The organism is Vibrio atypicus (assembly GCF_009811315.1).
GTDB classification, from domain to species: Bacteria; Pseudomonadota; Gammaproteobacteria; order Enterobacterales; family Vibrionaceae; genus Vibrio; species Vibrio atypicus.
Genome location: NZ_BLID01000002.1, coordinates 468,919 through 492,014, shown reverse-complemented (window position 1 = coordinate 492,014; position 23,096 = coordinate 468,919). Strand labels below are relative to the sequence as shown.

The following is a 23,096-nucleotide window of genomic DNA, read 5'->3' as shown; positions in this document are numbered from 1 at the left end:
ACTATTTCACTGTTATAGCGGCGATTTTTTCTACGATCTGTTTGCGAATTGAACCCAGTTTTACTCGGCGTTCGCCATTCCAAGGAATAGGACGCAGTAAAGCCATCGCTTTAATACCTAATCTCGCGGTTAAAATGCCCACACCTAGCCCCTGCCCTGCACGTGCCGAGACTTTGCCTGCTAAATCCATCGACATAAGATCCATACTTGCATCTATCGCAAGTTCACTTGCACCTGCCGCGGCCATGTTCACAAGCGTTGCTTTGAACAGCTTTAAACGAGACCAATAACCTAGCTCGATACCATACACATCGGCTAAGTTGTCGATCATTTTGAAATTACGCCAAGCCACCAGCAGCATATCTGCAAGCGCTAAGGGGCTAATCGCAACCAAAGCTGCTGATTCGGTCGCATGTTGAGAGACAATTTTGGTGGCAAGTTTGTCTTGCTCAGTAATAACAATGGCATCGTACATATCGAGAACTTCTGCATCGCTATGCTCTGATTTGACGCTGTTAAACCAGCGATCGTAACTTGGGGATTCAGGTGTAATGCCACTCTGTTTAGCAATGGACTCACAAAACGCTTTACCCTGACCAACACTATTTGCATCTATCAAGGCTTCGCTTTGCTCTTGAACACTGAAGTGACCTCGTAATTTGCGCAACTTCCAGAGCTCTTTACCAATCGCACCGATACCCATCGCCGCGATTGTGGAAATGAAACCAGCCCAGCCTAAAGCAAGCCAATCCGCAGTTTGAATTGAAGTCACGACCGTATCTATGGCTTGCCAACCCACTAAGCCAGCAAATGAAGCCAACAAGCCACTCGCCAACCATTTCGAGCCACTTTTCGGGCGTATGATTTGCTCAAGATTCGCTTCTGCTTCAGTTTCAGACTCTTGGTTATCAATGCTGACGGGCACGAAGCTTTCTCGTTGATCAAATTGCATCTGAGCTGTGAACTCTGTCTGAGAACTTTGCTCTTCACGATCCAATGTCTGCTCAAAAACGCGCTTTTGTTTTAATTGGCTATCTGAATTCTTACTCATTTCAATTTATCTCCAATCAAATACTCAAGGGCTTTATCCAGCCTAATATGTGGTAAGGGATCATCATGCGATGAAGCCTGAGGTCGAAATGCTGTGAATTCGAACCCTTGTTGTTGCCAATACACTTGATTCGGTAGTTTCTTCGGCACATCTCCAGGAAACACAGTCATTGGCTGTTCGTCCATCGTCACACCTTGCAGTGCGGGTATAGCTTGATCACCTTGACCAATAAAACCTGTTTGCGTTGCCTGAATAGAAGCCATGGTTAGACAGCTCATTTCAATATTTTCATACGAGGCATTTTGCCAAGCCGGGTGGACCATCTGTTGAAGCAACGAAACCATATTAGGATGTTGCTCTGGCGTAACGTGATCCGCTTTCGTCGCCGCAAACAACACCTTATCAATTCGAGGAGAAAACAAGCGTTTTAATATATTGCTGCGGCCATATTTAAAGCTATGCATTATCTGCTCAAGTGCATCACGCATGTCGTGGAACGATTCATAGCCAACATTAAGCGGTTGCAAACAATCCACCAACACTATTTGACGATCAAACGTTGAGAAATGATGCTTATAAAACGCCTTGACTACTTTCTGCTGATACTCGTGATAACGCGCTTTAAGCATCTCTAAATTCGATCCTTTACGTGCTTTGGCGTTCTCATCAAACTGACATGGGAAGAACTGTAGTACAGGTGCACCTTCTAATTCTCCGGGCAATACAAAACGCCCTGGCTGAACCCAATGTAATCCAGAATCCTTACATGTATGAAGATACTGGGTGTAACTATCAGAAATCGCGAGTAGCTCTTTCTCGTTTAGTTCCGCGTCGAGATCCAGTGCCGCTAATTGGTCCAGCCATGGCTGTGCGAGCTCTTTGCGTAACCCTTTCAATGCCGTGAATTGGCTCTGAGACCATTGATAAAAGTCCATATCCAACAGTGGCAAGTCGAGTAACCACTCACCAGGATAATCAATAATATCGATGTGTAATGTTGCAGTGCTGTTGAGTAGTTTTTTGGTTTTCTTCTTCGGCTTATATTTAAGCGCAAGGCGAATTTCACTCACATCACGAGTTGGCTCTGGCCATTTAGGCGGTTCACTATGAACATGCTCCATCGCTTCATCATATGAGAATCGAGGCACCATCATATTGGTTTGTGGCTCACGCTTCGCCCCAATAACTCGTTTATCTCGCGCAGCCGATAGTAGAGGCAAGTTATCATGCGTAGAAGTATGAAGAAGCTGATTTACTAACGAGCTAATGAACGCCGTCTTACCTGCGCGTGATAAACCAGTCACCGCAATTCTTACGTGGGAGTCAACGCTACGGTTAATAAAATCATTCACTTCTTGGGTCAATCTCTTCATTCACATTCTCTTTGTTTATTCATCCATGCCATCTTAATACGTCCAATCTTAATCAAAGATGAACGAAAAAGCCCTTGATAACAATCAAGGGCTTCTTAGACAAAATCGGATTATTTGCGTCTTTAATCGTCTTCAATCAATTTGTAAATTACAAACAGGGCGATTTCCAATAAGCCGAAGAGTACACATGTAATCGTAACGTACTTTTCATCGAAGATGCTGATGCCGTGAAGAATAAGGTCATACCCAACAAAGGCACCAACCACTGCAGCGATAATCAGCTGTAGAATTTGAATAAAACGAGGCATTTGAGCTCCTGACGTATATTTTTACAATTTAGAGTATATAGACAAAAGGTGCAGTTTTACCCACACCTTTGTCAAATCTTTGCTAACTAAATCAGCACTTTCTCACAATCTTGAGACTAGTTTTCCATCTCTTGGATTTTTACTTTCCAAGTATCAGGACCAATTTGGTGAGCATTCGTGCCGTTTGAATCGACCGCAACACTAACAGGCATATCTTCGACTTCAAACTCATAAATCGCTTCCATACCAAGATCTTCGAACGCCACCACGCGTGCTTTCTTAATCGCTTTCGCGACAAGATAAGCAGCACCGCCCACGGCCATTAAGTAAACTGCTTTATGCTGTTTGATGGATTCTACTGTCGCAGGGCCACGCTCTGCTTTACCAATCATGCCCATGATACCGGTTTCTTCAAGCATCATATCGGTGAACTTATCCATACGAGTCGAGGTTGTCGGGCCAGCAGGACCAACTACTTCATCACCAACCGCATCAACAGGGCCAACGTAGTAGATAAACTTGCCTTTAAGATCCACACCTTCAGGTAAACCTTCTCCGCTTTCAATCATGCCTTGTAGACGTTTATGAGCAGCATCGCGACCTGTTAAGATCTTGCCCGACAGTAGAACGGTTTCACCCGTTTTCCACTCTTGGACTTCTTCTTTCGTGACCGTATCTAGGTTAACACGGCGTGTATTTGCACCGGCTTCCCAAGTGATGTCTGGCCACTCTTCCAGTTTAGGTGGCGTTAAGTCTGCAGGACCTGTTCCGTCTAATGTAAAGTGAACGTGACGTGTCGCTGCACAGTTTGGAATCAAGCATACTGGTTTAGAGGCTGCATGTGTTGGTGCCGTTTTGATTTTCACGTCAACAACCGTTGTTAAACCGCCAAGACCTTGCGCGCCGATACCAAGCTTGTTTACTCGATTAAAGATATCTAAGCGCAGCTCTTCTTCTGCATTTTCAGGACCACGTTCGATCAACTCTTGAATATCGATGTGTTCCATCAATGATTCTTTCGCAAGCACAGCGGCTTTCTCTGCTGTACCACCAATGCCAATACCAAGCATGCCAGGAGGACACCAACCCGCGCCCATTGTCGGTAGCGTTTTTTCTACCCACTCAGCAATGTCGTCAGATGGGTTCAACATAACCATTTTAGTTTTGTTTTCACTACCGCCACCTTTGGCCGCGATCTGAATTTCAACTTTATCGCCAGGTACCATATTGATGTGCACAACAGCCGGCGTATTGTCTTTAGTGTTAATACGCTTGCCTGCCGGATCCATCAGTACTGAGGCACGCAATGGGTTATCTGGGTTGTTGTAAGCTTGACGAACACCTTCATCAACCATTTGCTGTACCGTCATATCAGTCGAGTCCCACTGGACAGCCATACCAATATTAACGAAACAGGTCACAATACCCGTATCTTGACAGATCGGTCGGTGACCTTCTGCAGACATACGCGAGTTAATTAAGATTTGCGCCATCGCGTCTTTTGCCGCTTGGCTTTCTTCTTTGTGGTAGGCTTTTTCCAGGGCTTGAACAAAGTCTAGAGGGTGGTAGTAAGAAATGTACTGAAGTGCATCAGCAACGCTGCTGATGACATCCTGCTTGCGAATTACCGTCATTGCATGCCTCTTTATAGTTATGCTTCCTTTATTTGCCGACTATTGAAACGTTTGCTTATTGAGCAGTTTAACAAGGCTGACAACACCTATTTATTATTAAACGTCTTCAGTAGCGGCTTTGGTTGGCAATATGATACTCTTGCTTTCCCTCTGTTACCATGCAGCGAACGATCTCTTTGTCACAAATTAAACAAATGAATAACAACACGCCAAATTGCTTAGAAATCAAACCGATTACCTATCAAAATGACCTTGCCAAGCTGCTGTTCAGTCACGTCGAGCACCTCCCTTGGGCAATGTTGTTAAGATCGCCTTCTCGCAGCCATATTGATAGTCGATTCGACGTATTAGTTGTAAAGCCTATTGCGACTTTGACCACAAACGGAAACGAAACGTCTATTGTGGCTCCGAATGGCACACGCACATCCAGTGACGACCCATTTACGCTACTCCAGCATGAGCAAACAAAATGGCTAACTAGTGTTGATTACCAAGGTGAACTTCCATTTGTAGGTGGAGCCCTAGGCTACTTTAGTTATGACTTGGGCCGAAGAGTCGAAAAGCTGCCAAGTATTGCAGAAAAAGACTTGTGCACCCCGGACATGGCAGTCGGTCTCTATTCATGGGCAATCGTCGTTGACCACAAGCAACAGCAAGCTTTTGTTGTTGGCGAAGATACCGATACACACTATGCATGGTTACTTGAGCAGAGATCAGCGAGTCAAAATGCGTTTTCACTAACAAGTTCTTGGTCATCGAATATGACCGAGCATAGCTACGGCGAAAAATTTGCTCAGGTACAAGAATTTCTTCGCTCAGGAGATTGCTACCAAATCAACTTGGCGCAGCGATTTATGGCCAACTACCAGGGTAGCGAGTGGGAAGCATATCAAAAGCTTGAATCTGTTAATCAAGGGCCTTTCTCGGCATTTGTTCGTACCGAGCAAGGAGCAATTCTAAGCGTATCACCTGAACGATTCTTGCAAGTCAATCAAAGGGTCATTGAGACAAAGCCAATTAAAGGCACGCGTCCAAGATATGAGGATCCAGTACAAGACAAAGCAGCAGCTCAAGACTTAGCAAATGCAGAAAAAGATCAGGCCGAGAACTTAATGATCGTCGATTTACTTCGAAATGATGTTGGTCGCGTGGCTAAGCCTGGCACTGTTCACGTTCCAAAGCTATTTGATATTGAGAGCTTTCCGGCTGTGCACCATTTAGTCAGTACTATACGTGCCGAGCTTGATAGCCCTTATTCCCCAGCCGATCTATTGAGAGCAAGTTTCCCTGGAGGGTCAATTACAGGGGCACCTAAAATCCGCGCGATGGAGATTATCGAAGAGCTTGAACCTCATTGCCGCAGCGCGTATTGCGGGAGTATCGGCTACATCAGTCGACATGGACGAATGGACACCAGTATTACGATTCGAACTCTCGTAGCTGAAAATGGCAAAATGCACGTCTGGGCTGGCGGCGGCTTAGTTGCAGATAGTCAGTGTGCGGCTGAATATCAAGAAACCCTCGACAAGTTGAGCCGCATTCTTCCGATATTGAAAAACTAGTGCTTAGTCATCAGAAGTGGGAAACGCCCACTTCTCTATCATTAGCTTGAGATCTTGGGCGGTGTATGGCTTGGTCAATATGTCATCCATACCGCTCGATATGCACTTTTCACGCTCTTCGAGCGTCGTTCCTGCCGTTAAAGCAATGATTGGTAGCGCATATTTTTGCTCACGTAAGCATTGTGTTGCTTCAAAACCATCCATTTCAGGCATTCGACAATCCATAAAAATAAGATCATATTGAGCGTCAGTCACGGCATTAATCGCTTCAATGCCATTCGTTGCTATTACTGGAGTAATCGACAGTTTTTTCAACATTTGATTGATAATAACTTGGTTCATACGAATATCGTCGACAACTAATATAGAGAGGCTATCAAATGACTCATTACGAACATGAGAGGTTTTTCTTTCACTGACTCGCTCCTTATCTGCAGCCTCTGTCAAAGGCAACGCGATATTGAACTGACTTCCAACCCCTTTTACACTCGAAACCATTATCTCTCCATTCATAAGTACCACGAGATTTTTACAAATTGCCAAGCCTAATCCTGTTCCTTCAAAGCTGCGTGTTGCGGTTCTGTCTGCTTGAACAAATGGAACAAAAAGTTGCTCAAGGGCACTAGAGTCTATGCCAACACCGGTATCAGAGACACCAACCAATAACCGATCTTGCTCCCAGCTTGCCTCCACACGCACCGAGCCTGCGGCCGTAAACTTCACCGCGTTTCCAACTAAATTGACCAGTATTTGGCAAATACGTTCAAAATCACCAATTAAGTATTTGGGAATGGACGACATCTCTATGATTTCAAAGCTAATACCTTTGTCGATGGCTTTAGGCTCAAATATACCCGCCAACATATTAACGATATCTTGCCAGCAGAATCGAGTCGGAATGAGCTCCATCATACCCGCGCTCATTTTACTAAAGTCCAAAATGTCATTGATAATATGGCGCAGCAAATCACCAGAGTGGGTCAGATTTTGCAGTAAATCACTTTGCTCTTTATCTAACGGAGTATCCGAAAGCAGTTCCGCACTTCCAAGCAAGCCATTTAATGGTGTTCTCAGCTCATGGTTTATCATTGCTACGAACTCTTTAGTCGACCTTTCTGACTCTTCAGCTCTCATCCTTGCTGTCTGATTACTAACAATGATTAGCTGGCGGCTGATCGCACTACAGAGTAGATCGGCGACCAAGGTCATTTGACTAAGAATAAAGTCCCTTTCTATATCATCACTAATTAAGGTAACCGATATTTCTCCGACGATGTTGTAATCAACCTCTAATGGCAAATGAAGAACATCGCCAATCCAATGAGCGTAGGGTTTAACACGTTGTAAATCCATGGCGTCATCGCAGTTAAAGGTCTCGGCTAGCACTGTCGGAATCAAATCAGGCTTCAAAAATAAACTCGCATGACTAAATGCAGACGAAGATATCAGCCTTTCAAGCAAACTCGATATCAAACCATCATCAAGAGTCCGACTTAGAAACGCGCGGCCAAAGTACAGCAAACCTTCATTGATTTGCTGTTCAAATTCTAACTTATTTAAGCCATGGCGATTCTGTAGTTTGAGTTGGCTTAACACGAGCTCCAATTGCTGATTAGCCTGGTACAACTCTAAGCTTTTTTTCTCAAGTAATTGCTCAGCGGCCTTACGTGAAGCAATTTCTCGCGCCAATTTGCGCTCTAGAGGAGAACTACCGCTCATATTCGCTACTCTGCTAATGCGACTCTAAATCGCACCTTACTTCCATCGCCTTGCAGTGGCTTCATCTCGATAACAATCTTTTCATTAAAGTGTTCAGCACAACCTTCCAGTAGCCCTAGGCAAACATGCCCCATACATCTTGCACTTCGATAATCAAACTCCATTTCTGTTGCAGACTCTGAAATAAAATCAAATCGCGGGGGATTCGCTTCTTGATACAGTTTTTTAACTTCAATGTGAATATAGTCTTCAACTAAGCGAATGAACTGAAACGTCGTTTTGCAGCTTTCCAGACTATTAGCTTTGGGCAAAGAGGCATAAAGATTGAGGAATACACTTTGACCGAACACTCTTTGAAGCTCTTCTGGAGAAATACCGGTTTTTTTACTGAGCAGAACAATGAGTGCAACAAGCTTATGATGATCATAACTACCTACGGCTGTGTAAATGCCTTCATCGTTACTTTCGAGAAGCAATTGGTCCAATGTTTCGAGTCCAAACTTACTTTCAACGAGGTCCATGAACTCAGTAAAGATAATTCCTTTCATAATTTGAGCTATCCTTGCTGTATATTAGATAAATAAAAGCATGAGTCATAAAAAACCGTTTTTCAAATTAAGACATGGAGTTATCGTGCTGTCAGAGTTCAATAAAAATCGATTAATCCAGAACTTTCAACTTAACCAACCTGTAGATTACCACCATGAAGCGCTAAAACGCGTCTCTCATCTTGCAAAGAATGATCTTCGTAAGGCGTCAGTCCTTATCGGATTTGTTGAAAGGTCAACGGGCTTAAATATTATCTTCACGAAAAGAGCCCACCATTTGCGTCATCACCCTGGGCAAGTAAGCTTTCCTGGTGGAAAATTTGAATCTGAGGATGTTTCACTTTCAAATACAGCGCTGAGAGAGACTTACGAAGAAATAGGCATAAGTCGTGAAGAGATCTCTATCTTTGGTCAGATGCCAGAGCTAGTGACCATCAGTAAGTTCAGTGTCACACCTTTTCTTGCGTTTATCGATGAAGACTATCAAATCACAATCGATAAAAATGAAGTCGATGAAGTGTTTGAAGTGCCAGCCTCCATTGTGTTTGATCAATCACGACTGCGTAGCCAGCAATTTCAGTTCTCAAGTCACACTCATCGTGTGTTTGGTCTTTCATATAAAAACCATTTTATTTGGGGAATGACTGCACAAATCATACACGCCATGCAAAATCATATTATGCATCAATGTTAATAGAATAACAGGTTGACCAAGTTTTATTCACATTAGTTTAATTCTCTATCAATAAAGCAAACGTTTACTCGGAACGCATAACTAACTTTGCAATAGCAATATTAGAAAAACTAATATCACGGATTAGCATAAATCACTAGTGGCACGGTATTTTCGTGACCAAAAACTCCTTTTTGACATATCATGTTATAAGTCATATCAATTCATGATTTAGATCTATTTTTTGTGCAAGATTTTTCTGCAAAATTGCACCTGACTTATTTCCTGTTCCCAAAAATGAGTATCACAAAATGAATACTACTACTTCTGCGGCTTCGTCCGCACAATCTCCTAGTAAGTTTACTTACAAGGACTTCACCTGGTGTCTGTCACTTTTCGGTACTGCGGTAGGTGCTGGTGTACTTTTCCTTCCAATTAAAGCGGGTGCTGGCGGTTTCTGGCCATTAGTTATCCTTGCTCTAATCGCGGCACCAATGACTTGGTTCGCACACAAATCTCTTGCTCGTTTCGTACTTTCTGCGAAAAACCCTGAAGCTGATATCACTGACACTGTTGAAGAACATTTTGGTAAGACTGGCGCAAACCTTATTACTTTCGCTTACTTCTTCGCTATCTACCCAATCGTTCTGATCTACGGTGTTGGTATCACAAACACGGTTGATTCTTTCCTAGTTAACCAAATGGGTATGGAATCTATTCCACGTCCACTACTTTCTGGCGCGCTTATTCTTGCGATGACAGCAGGCGTGGTTTTTGGTAAAGAGCTAATGCTTAAAGCAACATCAGCAATGGTTTACCCATTGGTTGCTATCCTACTTGCTCTTTCTTTCTTCCTAATCCCAGATTGGAACAGCTCAATGGTGTCTGTAGCACCAGACTGGTCTGCAATGCCTGCTATCGTTTGGCTAGCAATTCCAATCATCGTGTTCTCTTTCAACCACAGCCCAATCATTTCTCAGTTCTCTAAAGAACAACGTCGCGTATACGGTGATGATGCAGTTAAGAAAACTGACGCTATCACTGGTGGCGCTGCAATGATGCTGATGGGTTTTGTAATGTTCTTCGTATTCTCTGTTGTTCTGTCTCTATCTCCAGAGCAGCTAGCAATGGCGCAAGAGCAAAACATCTCTGTTCTTTCTTACCTAGCGAACGTTCACGAATCTCCACTGATCTCTTACATGGGTCCACTAGTGGCATTCGCAGCGATTACTTCTAGCTACTTTGGTCACTTCCTTGGTGCTCACGAAGGTCTAGTTGGTCTAGTGAAATCTCGCTCAGCAGCGCCGGTAAGCAAAATCGAAAAAGCTTCTCTTATCTTCATCGTTATCACAACTTGGATCGTTGCAGTAGTTAACCCAAGCATCCTAGGTATGATTGAAACAATGGGCGCGCCAATGATTGCGGCAATCCTATTCCTAATGCCTGTATTCGCGATGCAAAAAGTACCAGCAATGGCTAAGTACAAAACTTCTGCACCTGTTCAGATTTTCACAACTATCTGTGGTCTTGCGGCAATTAGTTCTGTAATCTACGGCGCTCTTTAATCTCACGACTTTATAAAGTCTGATTAAACAAAGAATATAACGATAATAAATAAGCCTCCCTTATCCCCCTGGGAGGCTTTCTTTTGAGGTAATCGATATGATTAGTGTTTTTGACATCTATAAGATCGGCGTTGGTCCTTCAAGCTCTCACACTGTAGGCCCAATGAAAGCGGGTAAAGAATTTATTGATGATTTACGTTCAATGGGAAAATTGCGCGACATTGATAAAATTACCGTAGACGTATATGGATCATTATCACTGACAGGGAAAGGTCACCACACAGATATCGCCATCATCATGGGTCTTGCAGGCAACACTCCTGAGAAAGTAGATATCGATTCTATTCCGGGCTTCATTGCTCGCGTAGAAGAAACTGAGCGCCTTCCTGTTGGCATGCATTGCCATACAGTATCGTTCCCGAAAGATGGTGGTATGAACTTCCATACAACCAACCTTGAGCTACATGAAAACGGCATGCAGATCCACGCGTGGATCGGCGATGAAAACGTGTACTCGAAAACCTATTACTCTATCGGCGGTGGCTTCATCGTTGATGAAGAACATTTCGGCAAAGAAGAAGAAAACCCGATCAAATCTCCTTACGAATTCACAACAGCAGAAGAGCTAGTGAACCAATGTAAAGAGAACGGTCTTTCTATCAGCACGCTAGTAATGAAAAACCAAGCGGCACTTCACTCTGATGAAGAGTCTCGTACTTACTTTGCGAATATTTGGAAAACCATGCGCGAGTGTATGGACCGTGGTATGAATACTGAAGGTATTCTTCCTGGGCCTCTACGTGTGCCTCGTCGTGCAGCCGCTCTACGCCAACAATTGCTAACCTCTGAAAAAACCACTAACGATCCAATGTCTGTGGTTGACTGGGTAAACATGTTTGCGTTTGCTGTAAACGAAGAGAACGCAGCAGGCGGTCGCGTTGTAACGGCACCAACAAATGGTGCGTGTGGCATCATTCCAGCGGTTCTTGCGTACTACGATAAGTTCATCCAAACAGTAACAGAAAAAGATTACATCCGTTACTTTGCAGCTTCTGGTGCAATCGGTGGTCTATACAAGCGTAACGCTTCAATCTCTGGCGCAGAGGTTGGCTGTCAGGGTGAAGTTGGCGTAGCGTGTTCTATGGCAGCGGCTGGCCTTGCCGAGCTTATGGGTGGTAGCCCAGAGCAAGTATGTATGGCGGCTGAAATCGCAATGGAACACAACTTAGGTCTTACTTGCGACCCAGTTGCAGGTCAAGTTCAGGTTCCATGTATCGAGCGTAACGGTATCGCTGCTGTAAAAGCGATCAACTCAACTCGTATGGCCCTACGTCGTTCTTCTGCTCCTACTGTTTCTCTAGATAAGGTTATTGAAACCATGCTAGAAACAGGTAAAGACATGAACGCAAAATACCGTGAAACCTCTCAAGGTGGTCTAGCAATCAAAGTTATTTGCTAATCCAATCCATTGATTACAAAAAGGAGTGCATATGCGCTCCTTTTTTTGTCTCCTAACCTCGTTTCATTCCCACTTATACCGCACATTGGTTGTGAGATCCTCAGCATAAAGTTATGAAAAGTATCATTAACAACATTGAGAAATGCGATCTATTTAAAACCCATAAGCCTCGCAAATAACTATCTTATGGTCGATTTCTTAATCCAATGAGAACCATTATGACAACAAGAATAACATCTCTAACTCTACTCTCACTTCTTTGCTCTCCCGCTGCTCTTTCTCAAGTCGCTAACGGAGGATTTGAGCAATGGAGTGGCAACTCTCCAATAAACTGGACAACCATTGACTCAGGTATCTCTGTTTCTCCCTCCAGTAACCAAATCCACTCTGGGGGCCTTTCAGGGCTTGTCTCTGTGAATACAGGTTCACAAAGTAATACAGACTTGCTGCAAACTGTCCGCGTCGAACAAGGTAAGACCTACCCTTTCTCTGTCTCGGTTTACCACACGGAAGGCAACGTTAAAGCTCGTCTGTTAATTGATGGGTATCAGAACTATTCTGATCCGAGCAAAACTAACCAATGGCAAACTCTGTCATACAGTTACACTGCTACCAGCAACAAAGAGATTCAAATCGGCGTTCGCTTTTACGACATCGCAGGGTTTGATGGTTCTGAAAATGTCTATATAGACAGTTTCCTTCCTACAGATTCTGCGCAGCCACCAACGGAAACTTGCGCAAATAACGAAGTAACATTCAACTTAACAACCGATCAATACGCCTCGGAGATCAGTTGGAATATTAAGAATGATCAGTCCGTTATTGTAGAGTCTGGCCAAGGCTATGAAAACTCAACGACATACGAAAAGAATCTCTGTCTAGCAGATGGTGAGTATCAGTTCACCATTATAGATAGCTACGGAGACGGCATTTGTTGTGGTTCGGGTAATGGTTCATACAACTTGGTAGCAAATCAACAAACCCTTGCGTCCGGTGGCCAATTCCAATCTAGCCAAACAACCATATTCACGCTAGGTAGCGTCACACCTCCTATTGATGACGAGTACTACCGTGCTGCTTCGGGTAAATCAGGCTACGAGTTAAAGACCGCGCTGTACAACATTATCAATAATCACACCTCTCAGGGTTACTCAGCGGTTTGGAACTTAGTTAAAGTGGCAGATATAGATAGCTATTATGAAAATGACGGCTCGATTCTTGATGTCTACTCAGAAAAACCGGAAGGTAGCGATACAACAAGCTTTGTCAAAGTGACGGACCAATGCGGTCAATACAGCAAAGAGGGAGATTGTTATAACCGAGAGCATTCATTCCCGAAAAGTTGGTTTGGTGGAAAAGTTGAACCAATGAACTCAGATGGTCATCACTTGTTTGCTACCGATGGTTACGTGAACGCAAAACGCAGCAATTGGCCATTTGGTGAAGTCAGCAGTACTACTTATGTGTCTAGTAATGGCTCTAAGCTTGGCGCTGCAAGTTCCACTCTTGGCTACAATGGAACCGTATTTGAACCTATCGATGAGTTTAAAGGCGACTTTGCGCGAGCATACTTCTACATGGCGACTCGCTATGAAAACGTTATTGCTAACTGGGAAAACAATAGCACGAGTTCTGATGCGGTATTGGATGGGACAAACACAACTGTATTTGAGCCTTGGTTGTTAGCAATGCTAAAGCGTTGGCATAAAGAGGATCCTGTTAGTGCCAAAGAACGTGAACGCAACCAAGCGGTATTCGACTTCCAAGGAAACCGTAACCCATTCATCGATCACCCTGAGTTTGTTGGACACATTTGGGGAAACTAACAAGCACATAGCATAGAGTGAAATAAAAGGCCGCAATTAGCGGCCTTTCTTATATTCAATGACGAACGGACTAAATCATTTGTGAAGCAAGCAGAAAACTACCAAAAACCAATGAGAAAATCAGCATGGGTGTCCCACCCTCAGCAGTGTAACGTTCTTGCTCCGTATTCGCTAAACGCAATTTGTAAACCATTGCCAACGGAATGAATACAGCCAAAAAGACCAGAATGATCCCCGCGTAGCCAAGTACAGCAAGGAACTTATCAGCAGCAAACAATGACCCCACCAATGGCAACACAAATGTAATTGCGTAAGTCACCACTTTATTCTGATCAAACATATCTCGGTTTTGATTAAACAAAGACATCGCCACACCAAAAAAGGATGTTAACAAAGCAAGCCCTGTAAACACTGATAGCAAAGTACCTATCCAGCTAGACGAATGTTCAAATGCAGCGATCAGATCACCGACGCCTTTCAGGTTCGCCAACTGGGCTGGATTAAGATTCCCTACCACAGCGAACAGCCAGCATAGATAGCAAGCTAAAGGGATCAGAGAACCAACAATGACCATATTGCGAAGCTGTTTATCCGTTGCTTCATGGTTGTATGTCACTAGTGATGGAATCACCACCATAAAACCAAAGCTAGTAAACAGTACCGCGCTAGTTTTTATCAAATCAATGTAGTCATCATTGATGATACGGCTTATGTTCTCTGAGCTAAAATCTGGCAGCAAAAACAGTAACGTGGCCGTTAAGCTGGCGATCATAATAAAAAACAGACCTCGATTTAACTTATCGATAATGCCTGTGCCCCCTGTAATAACGAGTCCCGAGAGCAATGTAAACGCGATTTGGCTTTGAGTATTGGTTAGCTGCAATCCTAGGCTACCAACCAACTGTGTCACTAAGTCAGCCGCCCCCAAAATGTAAGCCATTAACAAGCAAATAAGCAAAGCGTACAACAGTGCGTTCGTCAGCAGTTGTCCCCCTTTACCTAGAGTTTTACGAGCAACGGAGTTCAAACCTAACCCACCACCCGATTTTACGGTCGCTTCGAGCAACAATAGCGCAGCATAGGTTGTCCCAAAGCAAATAAAGATCATCAGTAATGTGCCCAACAATAGGCCAAATTGCGCAAGAACCATTGGGATCGCGAGCATGCCAGCACCTAGCGCTGTGCCAGAAATAATTAGGGAGCTCCCTAGAAGTTTTGTATTCATAGTTTCCGTATTCTTTTTGATTAATTTTTAATAGATGTGCGCGTGCCTAGCGCTAAGGCTAACAATCAAAAATAATAGGAATAGCGAGGTTTAAAAAAGAAACCGCGAGATAGATAAGCGAAGAAAGAAAAAGACGAAGCAGAAGAGAACAAGCAGAATGCTTTTATTGAAGCAATTGAAATTGAGTTAGAGTTTGCGTGGTGTGGCGACCCTTCAGTGGGCTCAAGAATGGGTGTAGTAATTTTGAAAATCATTGAGGTGTCCAATACAGCTAGACATTCCTTTAATACGAAATAGCAAGTCCTATGCTAGTTGCCTTCAAAATAAAGACCAAATCATCATAACTATTGAAACATCGATTGCAACGGTTATTTTTTAGCGTCCTTTACGACCAAAGTCTTATGCCAAAATAAAGACGCTGCGCCAAAGTTTTGATTACAGCCACTTCACATCACATTTACAATAACCTCACTTAGGGTGTGGTCACATTATAAAATATTGTCTATTCCCCAAAATGGTTAGACAAGTCATCATTTTGAAGTCTATTCCAATAATCAAAAAAACTATCCAATAATGCGCTCAACAATTACAACAAAGCTATTAATTACGCTAGTGACCGTATTTGGCATCGTGTTACTTGCTTCTTCCACATATCAATACCTCCAGCAACGAGATTTGATTAACTCCGTTCTCAGCGAGCAACTTCACGATAAGGCAAGCAACTACTTCGACAGCCTTAATATGATGATGCTAACGGGAACGATGGCTCAAAAAGAAACTTTGAGACAAAAAGCGCTCGCTCAAGATGGTATCGAGCAAGTACGCGTTCTACGAGCAAATGCGGTAAGTAAGCTCTACGGCCCGGGTCAAACCAATCAAACCCCACAAGATGAGATCGATCAACGCGCACTATCTGGTGAGTTAGTCATTGAGCCCATTTCTGCTGATTGGGGTAAAGGCATCGTCGTTGCTTTACCAATGAAGTCGAGCGAAGACTACCGAGGCACCAACTGCGTTGCTTGTCATATGGCACCGGAAGGAGAAGTGCTTGGCGCCATCCGATTAGAATACAATTTGTCCCACGTGAATCAAATGATCAGCCAACGAACCCTTATCGCCTTAGCGATTATGTCAGCGTTCGGTTTTGTCGGCTTTCTCGTCACACTCGCCCTGATTAGAAAAATCATCGTACGTCCAATTCAACAAACTTCTGGCTTCATGCAAAGTGTGAGTAAGACGAAAGATCTCACTCAAAGACTAAGCCACTCGCAGAAAGACGAGATTGGTCAGTTATCAGGTGCGATTAACTCTTTTATGGATACGGTTAACAGCAGCCTGGAACAAGTTCAGACCACCTCTCACAAAGTCGCTAGTAGTGCCACAGAGCTTACTCATGTCGCTCAAGTAACTGACGATGCGGCGAGTAACCAGCAACATGAAACCGCTGATGTCCAAGCTAACATCGAACAAATGCAATCACAGCAAGTGCAAGTCGAGCAATCCACAAATGATGCTTCGTCATTAATCAAACACACAACCGAAGTAGCGGAACAAAGCGCCCATCAAGCTCGCAGCGCAAGTGGTGAAATTAAAGACTTAGTCACCGATATCGAAGCAGTTAAAGGCAATATCGTGGAACTCAATGCACAGACGAGCGAAGTCTCTTCGATCTTAGAAGTTATAAAAGGCGTGGCTGATCAAACCAACCTACTTGCACTCAATGCAGCGATTGAAGCCGCTCGTGCAGGTGAGCAAGGACGCGGTTTTGCCGTTGTTGCGGATGAAGTTCGTCAGCTTGCAAGTCGCACCTCAGAAGCGACAAGCAGCATAGAATCGATCATTTCTCAGTTTCAAAAAGGTAGTGAAGCTTCACTCATGTCGGTGGATGGTGTTTGTGATACCGCCCATCAACGTTCACGTCAGATAGAAGCGTTATCACAAGCAATGTCTGATGTAGTCAATGAGATGAAACAAGCGCTTGATCATGCAAACAGCATTCAACAACAAACCAGCAATACCGCTAGCCTCAGCGAGCAAGTTCAAGATAAGGTTTTGGTGATTACTCAGCACGCTAACGACACGACTAAGTCCGCATCTAGAACACGTGATATTAGTATGAATCTTGAGCAACTCTCCGAGCATCTAGAAACCCTGCTCAATCAATTTGACCTTTCTGATAAGAAATAATCGAGATATGGCGTTTTTTTGTTCGACTAAATGAGAATAAAGGTTGAAGCATAATATTTGACGGGTAATATGTTCCATTGAATCTTAAGAATTCTATCCAACCCAATATTTGTTCGTTATTTATCCAATAATAACGCGATGTTGGGTTGAATTTTTACCTCAATGGAGAATATTGAAAACATGACTTACGCGCCTGTATCAGACGTTTTGAAAGGTCAGCTAGCAGTAGACAGTGAAGTAACTGTTCGTGGCTGGATCCGTTCACGTCGTGATTCCAAAGCTGGAATCTCTTTCCTTGCCATTTACGACGGCTCTTGTTTCGACCCGATTCAGGCCGTGGTCCCTAATAATCTTAATAATTACGAAGACGAAGTTCTAAAGCTAACCACTGGCTGCTCTGTCGAAGTAACAGGTAAGATTGTTGCCTCTCCTGCGAAAGGCCAAGACTTCGAGCTAGCAGCAACTGACGTTAAAGTTGTAGGCTGGGTTGAAGATGCAGATACGTACCCAATGGCGAAAACTCGTCACTCTATCGAGTACTTACGTGAAGTTGCACACCTACGCCCACGTACCAACGTGATCGGTGCGGTTGCACGCGTACGTAACTGTCTATCTCAAGCGATTCACCGTTTCTACCACGAGCAAGGTTTCTTCTGGGTATCTGCACCACTAATTACGGCTTCTGATGCTGAAGGTGCTGGTGAAATGTTCCGCGTTTCAACGCTAGACATGGAAAACCTACCTCGCACAGACAAAGGCGATGTGGATTACAACGAAGACTTCTTCGGTAAAGAAACCTTCCTTACTGTATCTGGTCAGCTAAACGCAGAAGCTTACGCATGTGCTCTTAGCAAAGTGTACACATTTGGCCCGACTTTCCGCGCTGAAAACTCAAACACAAGCCGCCACCTAGCTGAGTTCTGGATGGTTGAGCCTGAAGTTGCGTTTGCTGATCTAAACGATATCGCTAAGCTATCTGAAGATATGCTTAAGTTTGTCTTCAAAGCAGTGCTTGAAGAGTGTCGTGATGACCTTGAGTTCTTCGCTCAACGCATCGATAAAGAAGCAATTACTCGTCTAGAGCAATTTGTATCTTCTGACTTTGCCCAAGTTGACTACACTGACGCAATCCAAATTCTTCTAGATTCTGGTCGCGAGTTCGAGTTCCCAGTTGAATGGGGTATCGATATGTCTTCTGAGCACGAGCGTTTCCTAGCTGAAGAGCACTTTAAAGCGCCAGTAATCGTGAAGAACTACCCGAAAGACATCAAAGCATTCTACATGCGTGCAAACGATGACGGTAAGACAGTAGCGGCAATGGACGTACTAGCACCTGGCATCGGTGAAATCATCGGTGGTTCTCAGCGTGAAGAACGTCTAGACATTCTAGATGAGCGTATGCGTGAAGTAGGCATCGACCCAGAGCACATGAACTGGTACCGCGACCTACGTAAATACGGCACAGTGCCACACGCTGGTTTCGGTCTAGGTTTTGAGCGTCTAGTTTCTTACGTAACAGGTATGGGTAACGTTCGTGACGTGATTCCATTCCCACGTACACCACGCTCTGCAAACTTCTAAACCCTAGAAGATCCAGAACAAAAAACCTCCGTTATGCGGAGGTTTTTTTATGCCTGTAACCAATAGTTGTAAAGTAGAAAATACTGAACACTTACATACCAAGATCGATAATAGAAATGATGCCAAATTAGAGCTAATGTAAAAGTATCTTCAACAATAGAGAGACGACAATGAAACTATTTAAAATCGAAGATCTTTCTTACAACGGCGTACAAGAAGGTGTTCATAGCTGGGACCATCCTCAGGGAGAACAGCCTTACTACTGGCACCCTGATTGGCTACACATTGCGGAAGATATTACTGGGATGCACGGCAAAAAGCCGCTGACATTAACTGATGGTGATACCCCAAGCGAAGAACATGCAAAACAGGCCATCATCGATCACCTCAACGACAAACATCAATAATAGCTATAGTTAATGAATGCTATAGAAAAGTAAGGCTTCTTGTTAAGAAGCCTTACTTAATTAACTCTTGTCATCTGCACTTGCAGCATATCGAATGCTTGCCCAGCACAAACCAAACATCACAAAAGGAATCGCAGCAGCGGTGTATTCTGTCCATGCTAACCCGGCAAAAGACTTAGCCAAAATAAGATGACCAAATACCAGTAAAAATGCACAGACGATTGCGATTCCAATTAGGCGAAACTCATGTTTTGAACTCTGCTTTTCCATTCCCTCTTCCCCTTTAACTTACTGATATTATTGGACCACAAAACTACAATAATGAAGCAGTACAGTTATGACGAAAAAGAGCCGAACAGTTCTATTCTAAGCCTCGCTCTTCTGAATAAGCTCACCGATACGAGAAACTGCTTTATCGACCATAGGCTCAAGGTGACAAGACGCATTAATCCTTAAGCAATGTTGGTATTGTTGTTGAGTACTAAAAAGACTTCCATGACCGATCGAAATACCATCTTCAAAAAGCTGTCGACTCATTTGGTAAGAATCGAAGGTTTCCCGTAATTCCACCCATATAAAGTAACCACCACCTGGCGTATACACTTTGGCCTCTTTGGGGAATGCTAGCCTTACTTTGCGGGACAACTGATACATGCGCTCACTCAAAGTCTTTCGCAGCTTTCTCAAATGACTGTCATAGCTTTCAAACTGCAAATAATGTGCGATGCCTTGCTGGATGGGAGAGCTGCCTGATAGCGTTGAAATAAGTTGTTGCTTCTGCAATCTCTCATTAAATGTTCGATTCACAACCCAACCGATTCGATAGCCAGGGCATAGTGACTTAGAAAATGACCCGCACATCAATACCCTATCTTCATTATCCCAATACTTTAGCGGCTTTGGTTTATCTCCTTCAAAATAGAGTTCTGAATAAACGTCATCTTCCACTATCATGACCTGATATTGATTGGCCAATTTAACAACAGACTGCTTCACTTCATCACTCAAGGTTACGCCTGTAGGGTTATGGAAGTTAGGCATCAGCCAGCACGCTTTGGCACCTGCTTTGAAGGCCTCTTCTAATGCATGTAAGCAAATTCCATTTACAGGATCTACCTGCACCTCATTGACCGTCAAATGATGACGTTTCGCAGCTTGTATTGCCCCATAAAAAGCCGGACTTTCAATGACGATTTGATCACCGACGTGCGTTGTCACCTGTACGCTCAGGTTCAACGCTTCCATGGCTCCAGAGGTAATCACTATATCCTCAGCAGAGACGACTACCCCTTGACTTAGATAACGTTGAGCAATAAGGCGGCGTAAACTTTTATTACCTGGAGGAAGATCCTGAATGATGCTCTGAGATGACATCTTGCGTCCTGCGCTAGCAAGATGACGGGTGAGTGAATCAAATGGAAAAAGCTGCGGATCTGGCAGAGGAGAGCCAAACGAAACTTGCGAAACAGTATTGCTTTGCAAAAACTCGTACAACTCATCATTGTAAGCTGGGCGAATTTCCAGGGCTGGCAGCTTAACTCTTGTCTCAATTACAGAGGTGACAAAATAGCCAGACTGAGGCTTTGCAGTCAGCCATCCTTCTGACTCAAGTAATTGATATGCCTGTAAAACGGTAGCGGCGCTAACAGAGTAATTTCGGCTTGTTACCCTAACCGACGGTATTTTTTCCCCTGCCCGCCATGTGTTACTCATGATCTGCTGTTTAATATCGTCAGCCAACTGTTGATAGCGATTCATACTTCCCTCGATATTGATCCAAGCAAACATATCATACCGTGTGCCAAATTCGGGGATTGCCCACGAAACGCAGCTAAAATAGCTAAAGTGAATGCTATTAATAGACCTGTATCACAATAATTATTTAATGCTTTGTTACATTTATCACTCATTAGTGAACTGAATAACCTTACTAATTGGATAATTATAATGACGAAATACAACGAAACTCATATTGAATATAAAGGCGAAAGTAACGGCGTTCACAGCTGGACCTCTCCATCAGGTCAACCTTACTACTGGCATCCTGACTGGCTACACATTGCTGAAGACGCAACAGGCTCACATCCGAAACAAGATCTTGAGCTACCACAAGGTGAAGCCCCGACAGAGAAACACGCTGTTAAAGCAATCCTCTCTCATCTGAATGATTGGGCAAAAAGCAAGTTGAATGCGAACCCTGATATTGAAACACAGGCTCGCGAATCAGAGATCAACTTGAAAAAATAAAGCGATTCAAAGTGATATACCTACCATAGGTATATCACTAAAACCTACACCCTTCCTCGCCTGACACCTTTCACCAGTAAGAACTAGATTCCAGTTAATAATAATGTTGCAAATATGTATTCAATCGCGAAATTTAGCGATATTATTCCCGGTCATTTATTATTAAATCTTATGGATACTCTAACGTTAATGGATTAACGTAATACGTAAGGGCTAGATGATGGCTAATTCAAACTACAATGCTCCGCTCACTTTTAAGCTCTATGCGGTTGCTGCACTCATTTTTGGCACTTATGGTGGACGCGTTTGCCCAATGTTGGAAACTCTGACGGCAAGCGAGATACTTTTTCATGTTTCGGTTACCTACAGTGCCGTTTTTGTTTTCCGCCATTTCCTGCTCAATAGTCACTCTCTTGTTGCAGAAAATCGATTAGCACGTCTTGACGCCACGTTATTTTTCTTAGCTAGTGTACCACTCGCTCTTTTTTACAATTTCCAGTACAACTTTCCTCTAGATAGTAATTTGAAAGTGCTATTCGGGATGACGCTATTCGGCTTTTTCACGGGATTGATCTTACAACTGACCGCAAAGCTCAAACAATTTGACCAACTTTCAAACGAGCAACAACACGACATTGAGCTGAGCGGCGAGCGCCAGTCGTTAGTCAAACAGATGATCACTATGGTCAGCCTACTGCTTGCAACCTTAACAACCATGCTTGCCATGATTGCTGTAAAGGACATTTTTTGGCTCGAGCACAACCCTGAGCGCGTATTCGATGGCACAGGTAAAATTAGCGTAATTAAAGAGTTCATCTTTATTGCGATCGTCTTAGGTGGTTATGCCATTAGCATCATGATTCTATGGTCTAAATTGATGCATAAGATTTTACTTTCTCAAGAATGCTCTTTAGTAGAAGTGACAAAAGGCAATACACAAGCCCGGCTGCCAATATTCGAACACGATGAGCTTGGCTCGATGGCCTCTCTAACCAACCAAATGCTAGACAGCTTAGAGTCAAGTCAAGACGAAGTGAAAACCACGCGTGATGTCGCTATTGTCAGTCTTTCGGCACTCGCAGAGTCAAGAGACAATGAAACAGGTGCCCATATCTTGCGAACGCAAGAATATATCCGTGCACTCGCTCAATACTTGAGTCAGTTTGAACATCATAAAGCACTACTTACGCCTACCTATATCGAGCTTCTTTATAAGTCAGCTCCGCTACATGACGTAGGCAAGGTGGGTATCCCTGACAATATTCTGCTCAAGCCTGGTAAATTAACTGATGAAGAGTTTGAAGTGATGAAAGGTCACCCTGAAATTGGCGCGAAAGCTTTGTCGATGGCAGAAAAGCAGCTAGGCAGTAACAGTTTCCTTCAGTTGGCTAAAGAGATATCGTTGACTCACCACGAGAAATGGGATGGCTCCGGCTATCCTAATCAACTTTCAGGTGCCGATATCCCGATTTCAGGACGCCTAATGGCGATAGCCGATGTATATGACGCCTTAATCTCGGAGCGAGTTTACAAGAAGGCATTTAGTCACGAAAAAGCCAAATCCATTATCCTCGAAGGCAATGGACAACACTTTGATCCTGAACTCGTCGATGCTTTTATTGCAATAGAAGAACAGTTCGTTGCCATTGCGGATAAGTACCGAAATATGGAAAGAGCAGAGAACGAAATGGAAATGAACAAAGCGTCTTAGTTTTGACAAGAAAGCGCCCT

General features: G+C 43.6%; 19 protein-coding genes. 10 read left to right on the top strand and 9 right to left on the bottom strand.

Translation table 11 applies throughout. From position 1 onward, the window contains the following. Window position 1: 1 nt before the first annotated feature. From GVO60_RS06745 to GVO60_RS06730, 4 genes are all read right to left on the bottom strand, one after another. Window positions 2-1,051, bottom strand: a complete 1,050-nt coding sequence (locus GVO60_RS06745; RefSeq protein WP_159652151.1) for a YcjF family protein — start codon at window positions 1,049-1,051, stop codon at window positions 2-4. Beyond that, window positions 1,048-2,424 (bottom strand): YcjX family GTP-binding protein, encoded by a 1,377-nt coding sequence (locus GVO60_RS06740; protein ID WP_159652149.1) that lies wholly within the window; start codon window positions 2,422-2,424, stop codon window positions 1,048-1,050. The genes GVO60_RS06745 and GVO60_RS06740 overlap by 4 nt, the downstream gene beginning before the upstream one ends. Before the next feature lie 122 nt (window positions 2,425-2,546). Further along, window positions 2,547-2,732, bottom strand: a complete 186-nt coding sequence (locus GVO60_RS06735; protein WP_159652147.1) for a hypothetical protein — start codon at window positions 2,730-2,732, stop codon at window positions 2,547-2,549. A 116-nt stretch (window positions 2,733-2,848) separates the two neighbouring features. Beyond that, complete coding sequence (locus GVO60_RS06730) at window positions 2,849-4,366, bottom strand: fumarate hydratase (RefSeq protein ID WP_159652145.1); 1,518 nt, start codon at window positions 4,364-4,366, stop codon at window positions 2,849-2,851. A 194-nt stretch (window positions 4,367-4,560) separates the two neighbouring features. Here GVO60_RS06730 and pabB point away from each other — a divergent pair, with 194 nt between their 5' ends. Then, window positions 4,561-5,928, top strand: a complete 1,368-nt coding sequence (gene pabB, locus GVO60_RS06725) for an aminodeoxychorismate synthase component 1 (RefSeq protein WP_159652458.1) — start codon at window positions 4,561-4,563, stop codon at window positions 5,926-5,928. A 3-nt stretch (window positions 5,929-5,931) separates the two neighbouring features. On the opposite strand, the gene GVO60_RS06720 is transcribed toward pabB, so the two are convergent. Then, complete coding sequence (locus GVO60_RS06720) at window positions 5,932-7,647, bottom strand: response regulator (RefSeq protein ID WP_159652143.1); 1,716 nt, start codon at window positions 7,645-7,647, stop codon at window positions 5,932-5,934. A gap of 5 nt (window positions 7,648-7,652) precedes the next feature. Beyond that, window positions 7,653-8,195, bottom strand: a complete 543-nt coding sequence (locus tag GVO60_RS06715) for a heme NO-binding domain-containing protein (protein ID WP_159652141.1) — start codon at window positions 8,193-8,195, stop codon at window positions 7,653-7,655. 85 nt (window positions 8,196-8,280) lie between these two features. Between GVO60_RS06715 and GVO60_RS06710 the strand changes: the two genes are divergently transcribed. The 4 genes from GVO60_RS06710 to GVO60_RS06695 all read left to right on the top strand — a co-directional run bounded on the left by GVO60_RS06710 (window position 8,281) and on the right by GVO60_RS06695 (window position 13,718). Then, a complete protein-coding gene (locus GVO60_RS06710; RefSeq protein WP_159652139.1) occupies window positions 8,281-8,889 on the top strand; it encodes a CoA pyrophosphatase in 609 nt (202 codons plus the stop codon). Between the two features lie 290 nt (window positions 8,890-9,179). Further along, on the top strand, window positions 9,180-10,433 hold the full coding sequence (locus tag GVO60_RS06705) for an aromatic amino acid transport family protein (RefSeq protein WP_159652137.1): 1,254 nt from the start codon (window positions 9,180-9,182) through the stop codon (window positions 10,431-10,433). Between the two features lie 97 nt (window positions 10,434-10,530). Beyond that, window positions 10,531-11,892, top strand: a complete 1,362-nt coding sequence (locus GVO60_RS06700) for an L-serine ammonia-lyase (protein ID WP_159652135.1) — start codon at window positions 10,531-10,533, stop codon at window positions 11,890-11,892. A gap of 218 nt (window positions 11,893-12,110) precedes the next feature. Beyond that, window positions 12,111-13,718, top strand: a complete 1,608-nt coding sequence (locus tag GVO60_RS06695; RefSeq protein ID WP_159652133.1) for an endonuclease — start codon at window positions 12,111-12,113, stop codon at window positions 13,716-13,718. A 70-nt stretch (window positions 13,719-13,788) separates the two neighbouring features. Here the strand turns inward: GVO60_RS06695 and GVO60_RS06690 are convergent, their stop codons facing one another. Continuing rightward, entirely contained in the window at window positions 13,789-14,943 is a 1,155-nt protein-coding gene (locus GVO60_RS06690; protein ID WP_159652131.1) for an amino acid permease, read from the bottom strand. Window positions 14,944-15,516: 573 nt separating this feature from the next. Here GVO60_RS06690 and GVO60_RS06685 point away from each other — a divergent pair. From GVO60_RS06685 to GVO60_RS06675, 3 genes are all read left to right on the top strand, one after another. Then, complete coding sequence (locus GVO60_RS06685; protein ID WP_159652129.1) at window positions 15,517-17,130, top strand: methyl-accepting chemotaxis protein; 1,614 nt, start codon at window positions 15,517-15,519, stop codon at window positions 17,128-17,130. Window positions 17,131-17,310: 180 nt separating this feature from the next. Next, window positions 17,311-18,711, top strand: a complete 1,401-nt coding sequence (gene asnS, locus GVO60_RS06680) for an asparagine--tRNA ligase (RefSeq protein WP_159652127.1) — start codon at window positions 17,311-17,313, stop codon at window positions 18,709-18,711. 170 nt (window positions 18,712-18,881) lie between these two features. Then, entirely contained in the window at window positions 18,882-19,118 is a 237-nt protein-coding gene (locus GVO60_RS06675) for a hypothetical protein (RefSeq protein WP_159652125.1), read from the top strand. 60 nt (window positions 19,119-19,178) lie between these two features. Here the strand turns inward: GVO60_RS06675 and GVO60_RS06670 are convergent, their stop codons facing one another. Together GVO60_RS06670 and GVO60_RS06665 are read right to left on the bottom strand one after the other, a co-directional pair. Then, the gene (locus tag GVO60_RS06670) at window positions 19,179-19,388 is read right to left on the bottom strand and encodes a hypothetical protein (protein WP_159652123.1); all 210 of its coding nucleotides are present in this window, start codon (window positions 19,386-19,388) and stop codon (window positions 19,179-19,181) included. Between the two features lie 96 nt (window positions 19,389-19,484). Further along, on the bottom strand, window positions 19,485-20,876 hold the full coding sequence (locus tag GVO60_RS06665) for an aminotransferase-like domain-containing protein (protein ID WP_159652121.1): 1,392 nt from the start codon (window positions 20,874-20,876) through the stop codon (window positions 19,485-19,487). Between the two features lie 189 nt (window positions 20,877-21,065). Between GVO60_RS06665 and GVO60_RS06660 the strand changes: the two genes are divergently transcribed. Continuing rightward, complete coding sequence (locus tag GVO60_RS06660) at window positions 21,066-21,365, top strand: hypothetical protein (RefSeq protein ID WP_159652119.1); 300 nt, start codon at window positions 21,066-21,068, stop codon at window positions 21,363-21,365. 220 nt (window positions 21,366-21,585) lie between these two features. Beyond that, window positions 21,586-23,076, top strand: coding sequence for an HD domain-containing phosphohydrolase (locus GVO60_RS06655; protein WP_159652456.1), 1,491 nt, complete (start codon window positions 21,586-21,588; stop codon window positions 23,074-23,076). The last annotated feature ends 20 nt before the right edge of the window (window positions 23,077-23,096 follow it).

Coding starts and splice junctions, on each gene's coding strand:
- GVO60_RS06705 (WP_159652137.1), top strand. CDS start 9,180: ATGAATACTACTACTTCTGCGGCTTCGTCCGCACAATCTCCTAGTAAG.
- GVO60_RS06720 (WP_159652143.1), bottom strand. CDS start 7,647: ATGAGCGGTAGTTCTCCTCTAGAGCGCAAATTGGCGCGAGAAATTGCT.
- GVO60_RS06660 (WP_159652119.1), top strand. CDS start 21,066: ATGACGAAATACAACGAAACTCATATTGAATATAAAGGCGAAAGTAAC.
- GVO60_RS06745 (WP_159652151.1), bottom strand. CDS start 1,051: ATGAGTAAGAATTCAGATAGCCAATTAAAACAAAAGCGCGTTTTTGAG.
- asnS (WP_159652127.1), top strand. CDS start 17,311: ATGACTTACGCGCCTGTATCAGACGTTTTGAAAGGTCAGCTAGCAGTA.
- GVO60_RS06730 (WP_159652145.1), bottom strand. CDS start 4,366: ATGACGGTAATTCGCAAGCAGGATGTCATCAGCAGCGTTGCTGATGCA.
- GVO60_RS06700 (WP_159652135.1), top strand. CDS start 10,531: ATGATTAGTGTTTTTGACATCTATAAGATCGGCGTTGGTCCTTCAAGC.
- GVO60_RS06685 (WP_159652129.1), top strand. CDS start 15,517: ATGCGCTCAACAATTACAACAAAGCTATTAATTACGCTAGTGACCGTA.
- GVO60_RS06670 (WP_159652123.1), bottom strand. CDS start 19,388: ATGGAAAAGCAGAGTTCAAAACATGAGTTTCGCCTAATTGGAATCGCA.
- GVO60_RS06695 (WP_159652133.1), top strand. CDS start 12,111: ATGACAACAAGAATAACATCTCTAACTCTACTCTCACTTCTTTGCTCT.
- GVO60_RS06740 (WP_159652149.1), bottom strand. CDS start 2,424: ATGAAGAGATTGACCCAAGAAGTGAATGATTTTATTAACCGTAGCGTT.
- GVO60_RS06655 (WP_159652456.1), top strand. CDS start 21,586: ATGGCTAATTCAAACTACAATGCTCCGCTCACTTTTAAGCTCTATGCG.
- GVO60_RS06715 (WP_159652141.1), bottom strand. CDS start 8,195: ATGAAAGGAATTATCTTTACTGAGTTCATGGACCTCGTTGAAAGTAAG.
- GVO60_RS06675 (WP_159652125.1), top strand. CDS start 18,882: ATGAAACTATTTAAAATCGAAGATCTTTCTTACAACGGCGTACAAGAA.
- GVO60_RS06690 (WP_159652131.1), bottom strand. CDS start 14,943: ATGAATACAAAACTTCTAGGGAGCTCCCTAATTATTTCTGGCACAGCG.
- GVO60_RS06665 (WP_159652121.1), bottom strand. CDS start 20,876: ATGAATCGCTATCAACAGTTGGCTGACGATATTAAACAGCAGATCATG.
- pabB (WP_159652458.1), top strand. CDS start 4,561: ATGAATAACAACACGCCAAATTGCTTAGAAATCAAACCGATTACCTAT.
- GVO60_RS06735 (WP_159652147.1), bottom strand. CDS start 2,732: ATGCCTCGTTTTATTCAAATTCTACAGCTGATTATCGCTGCAGTGGTT.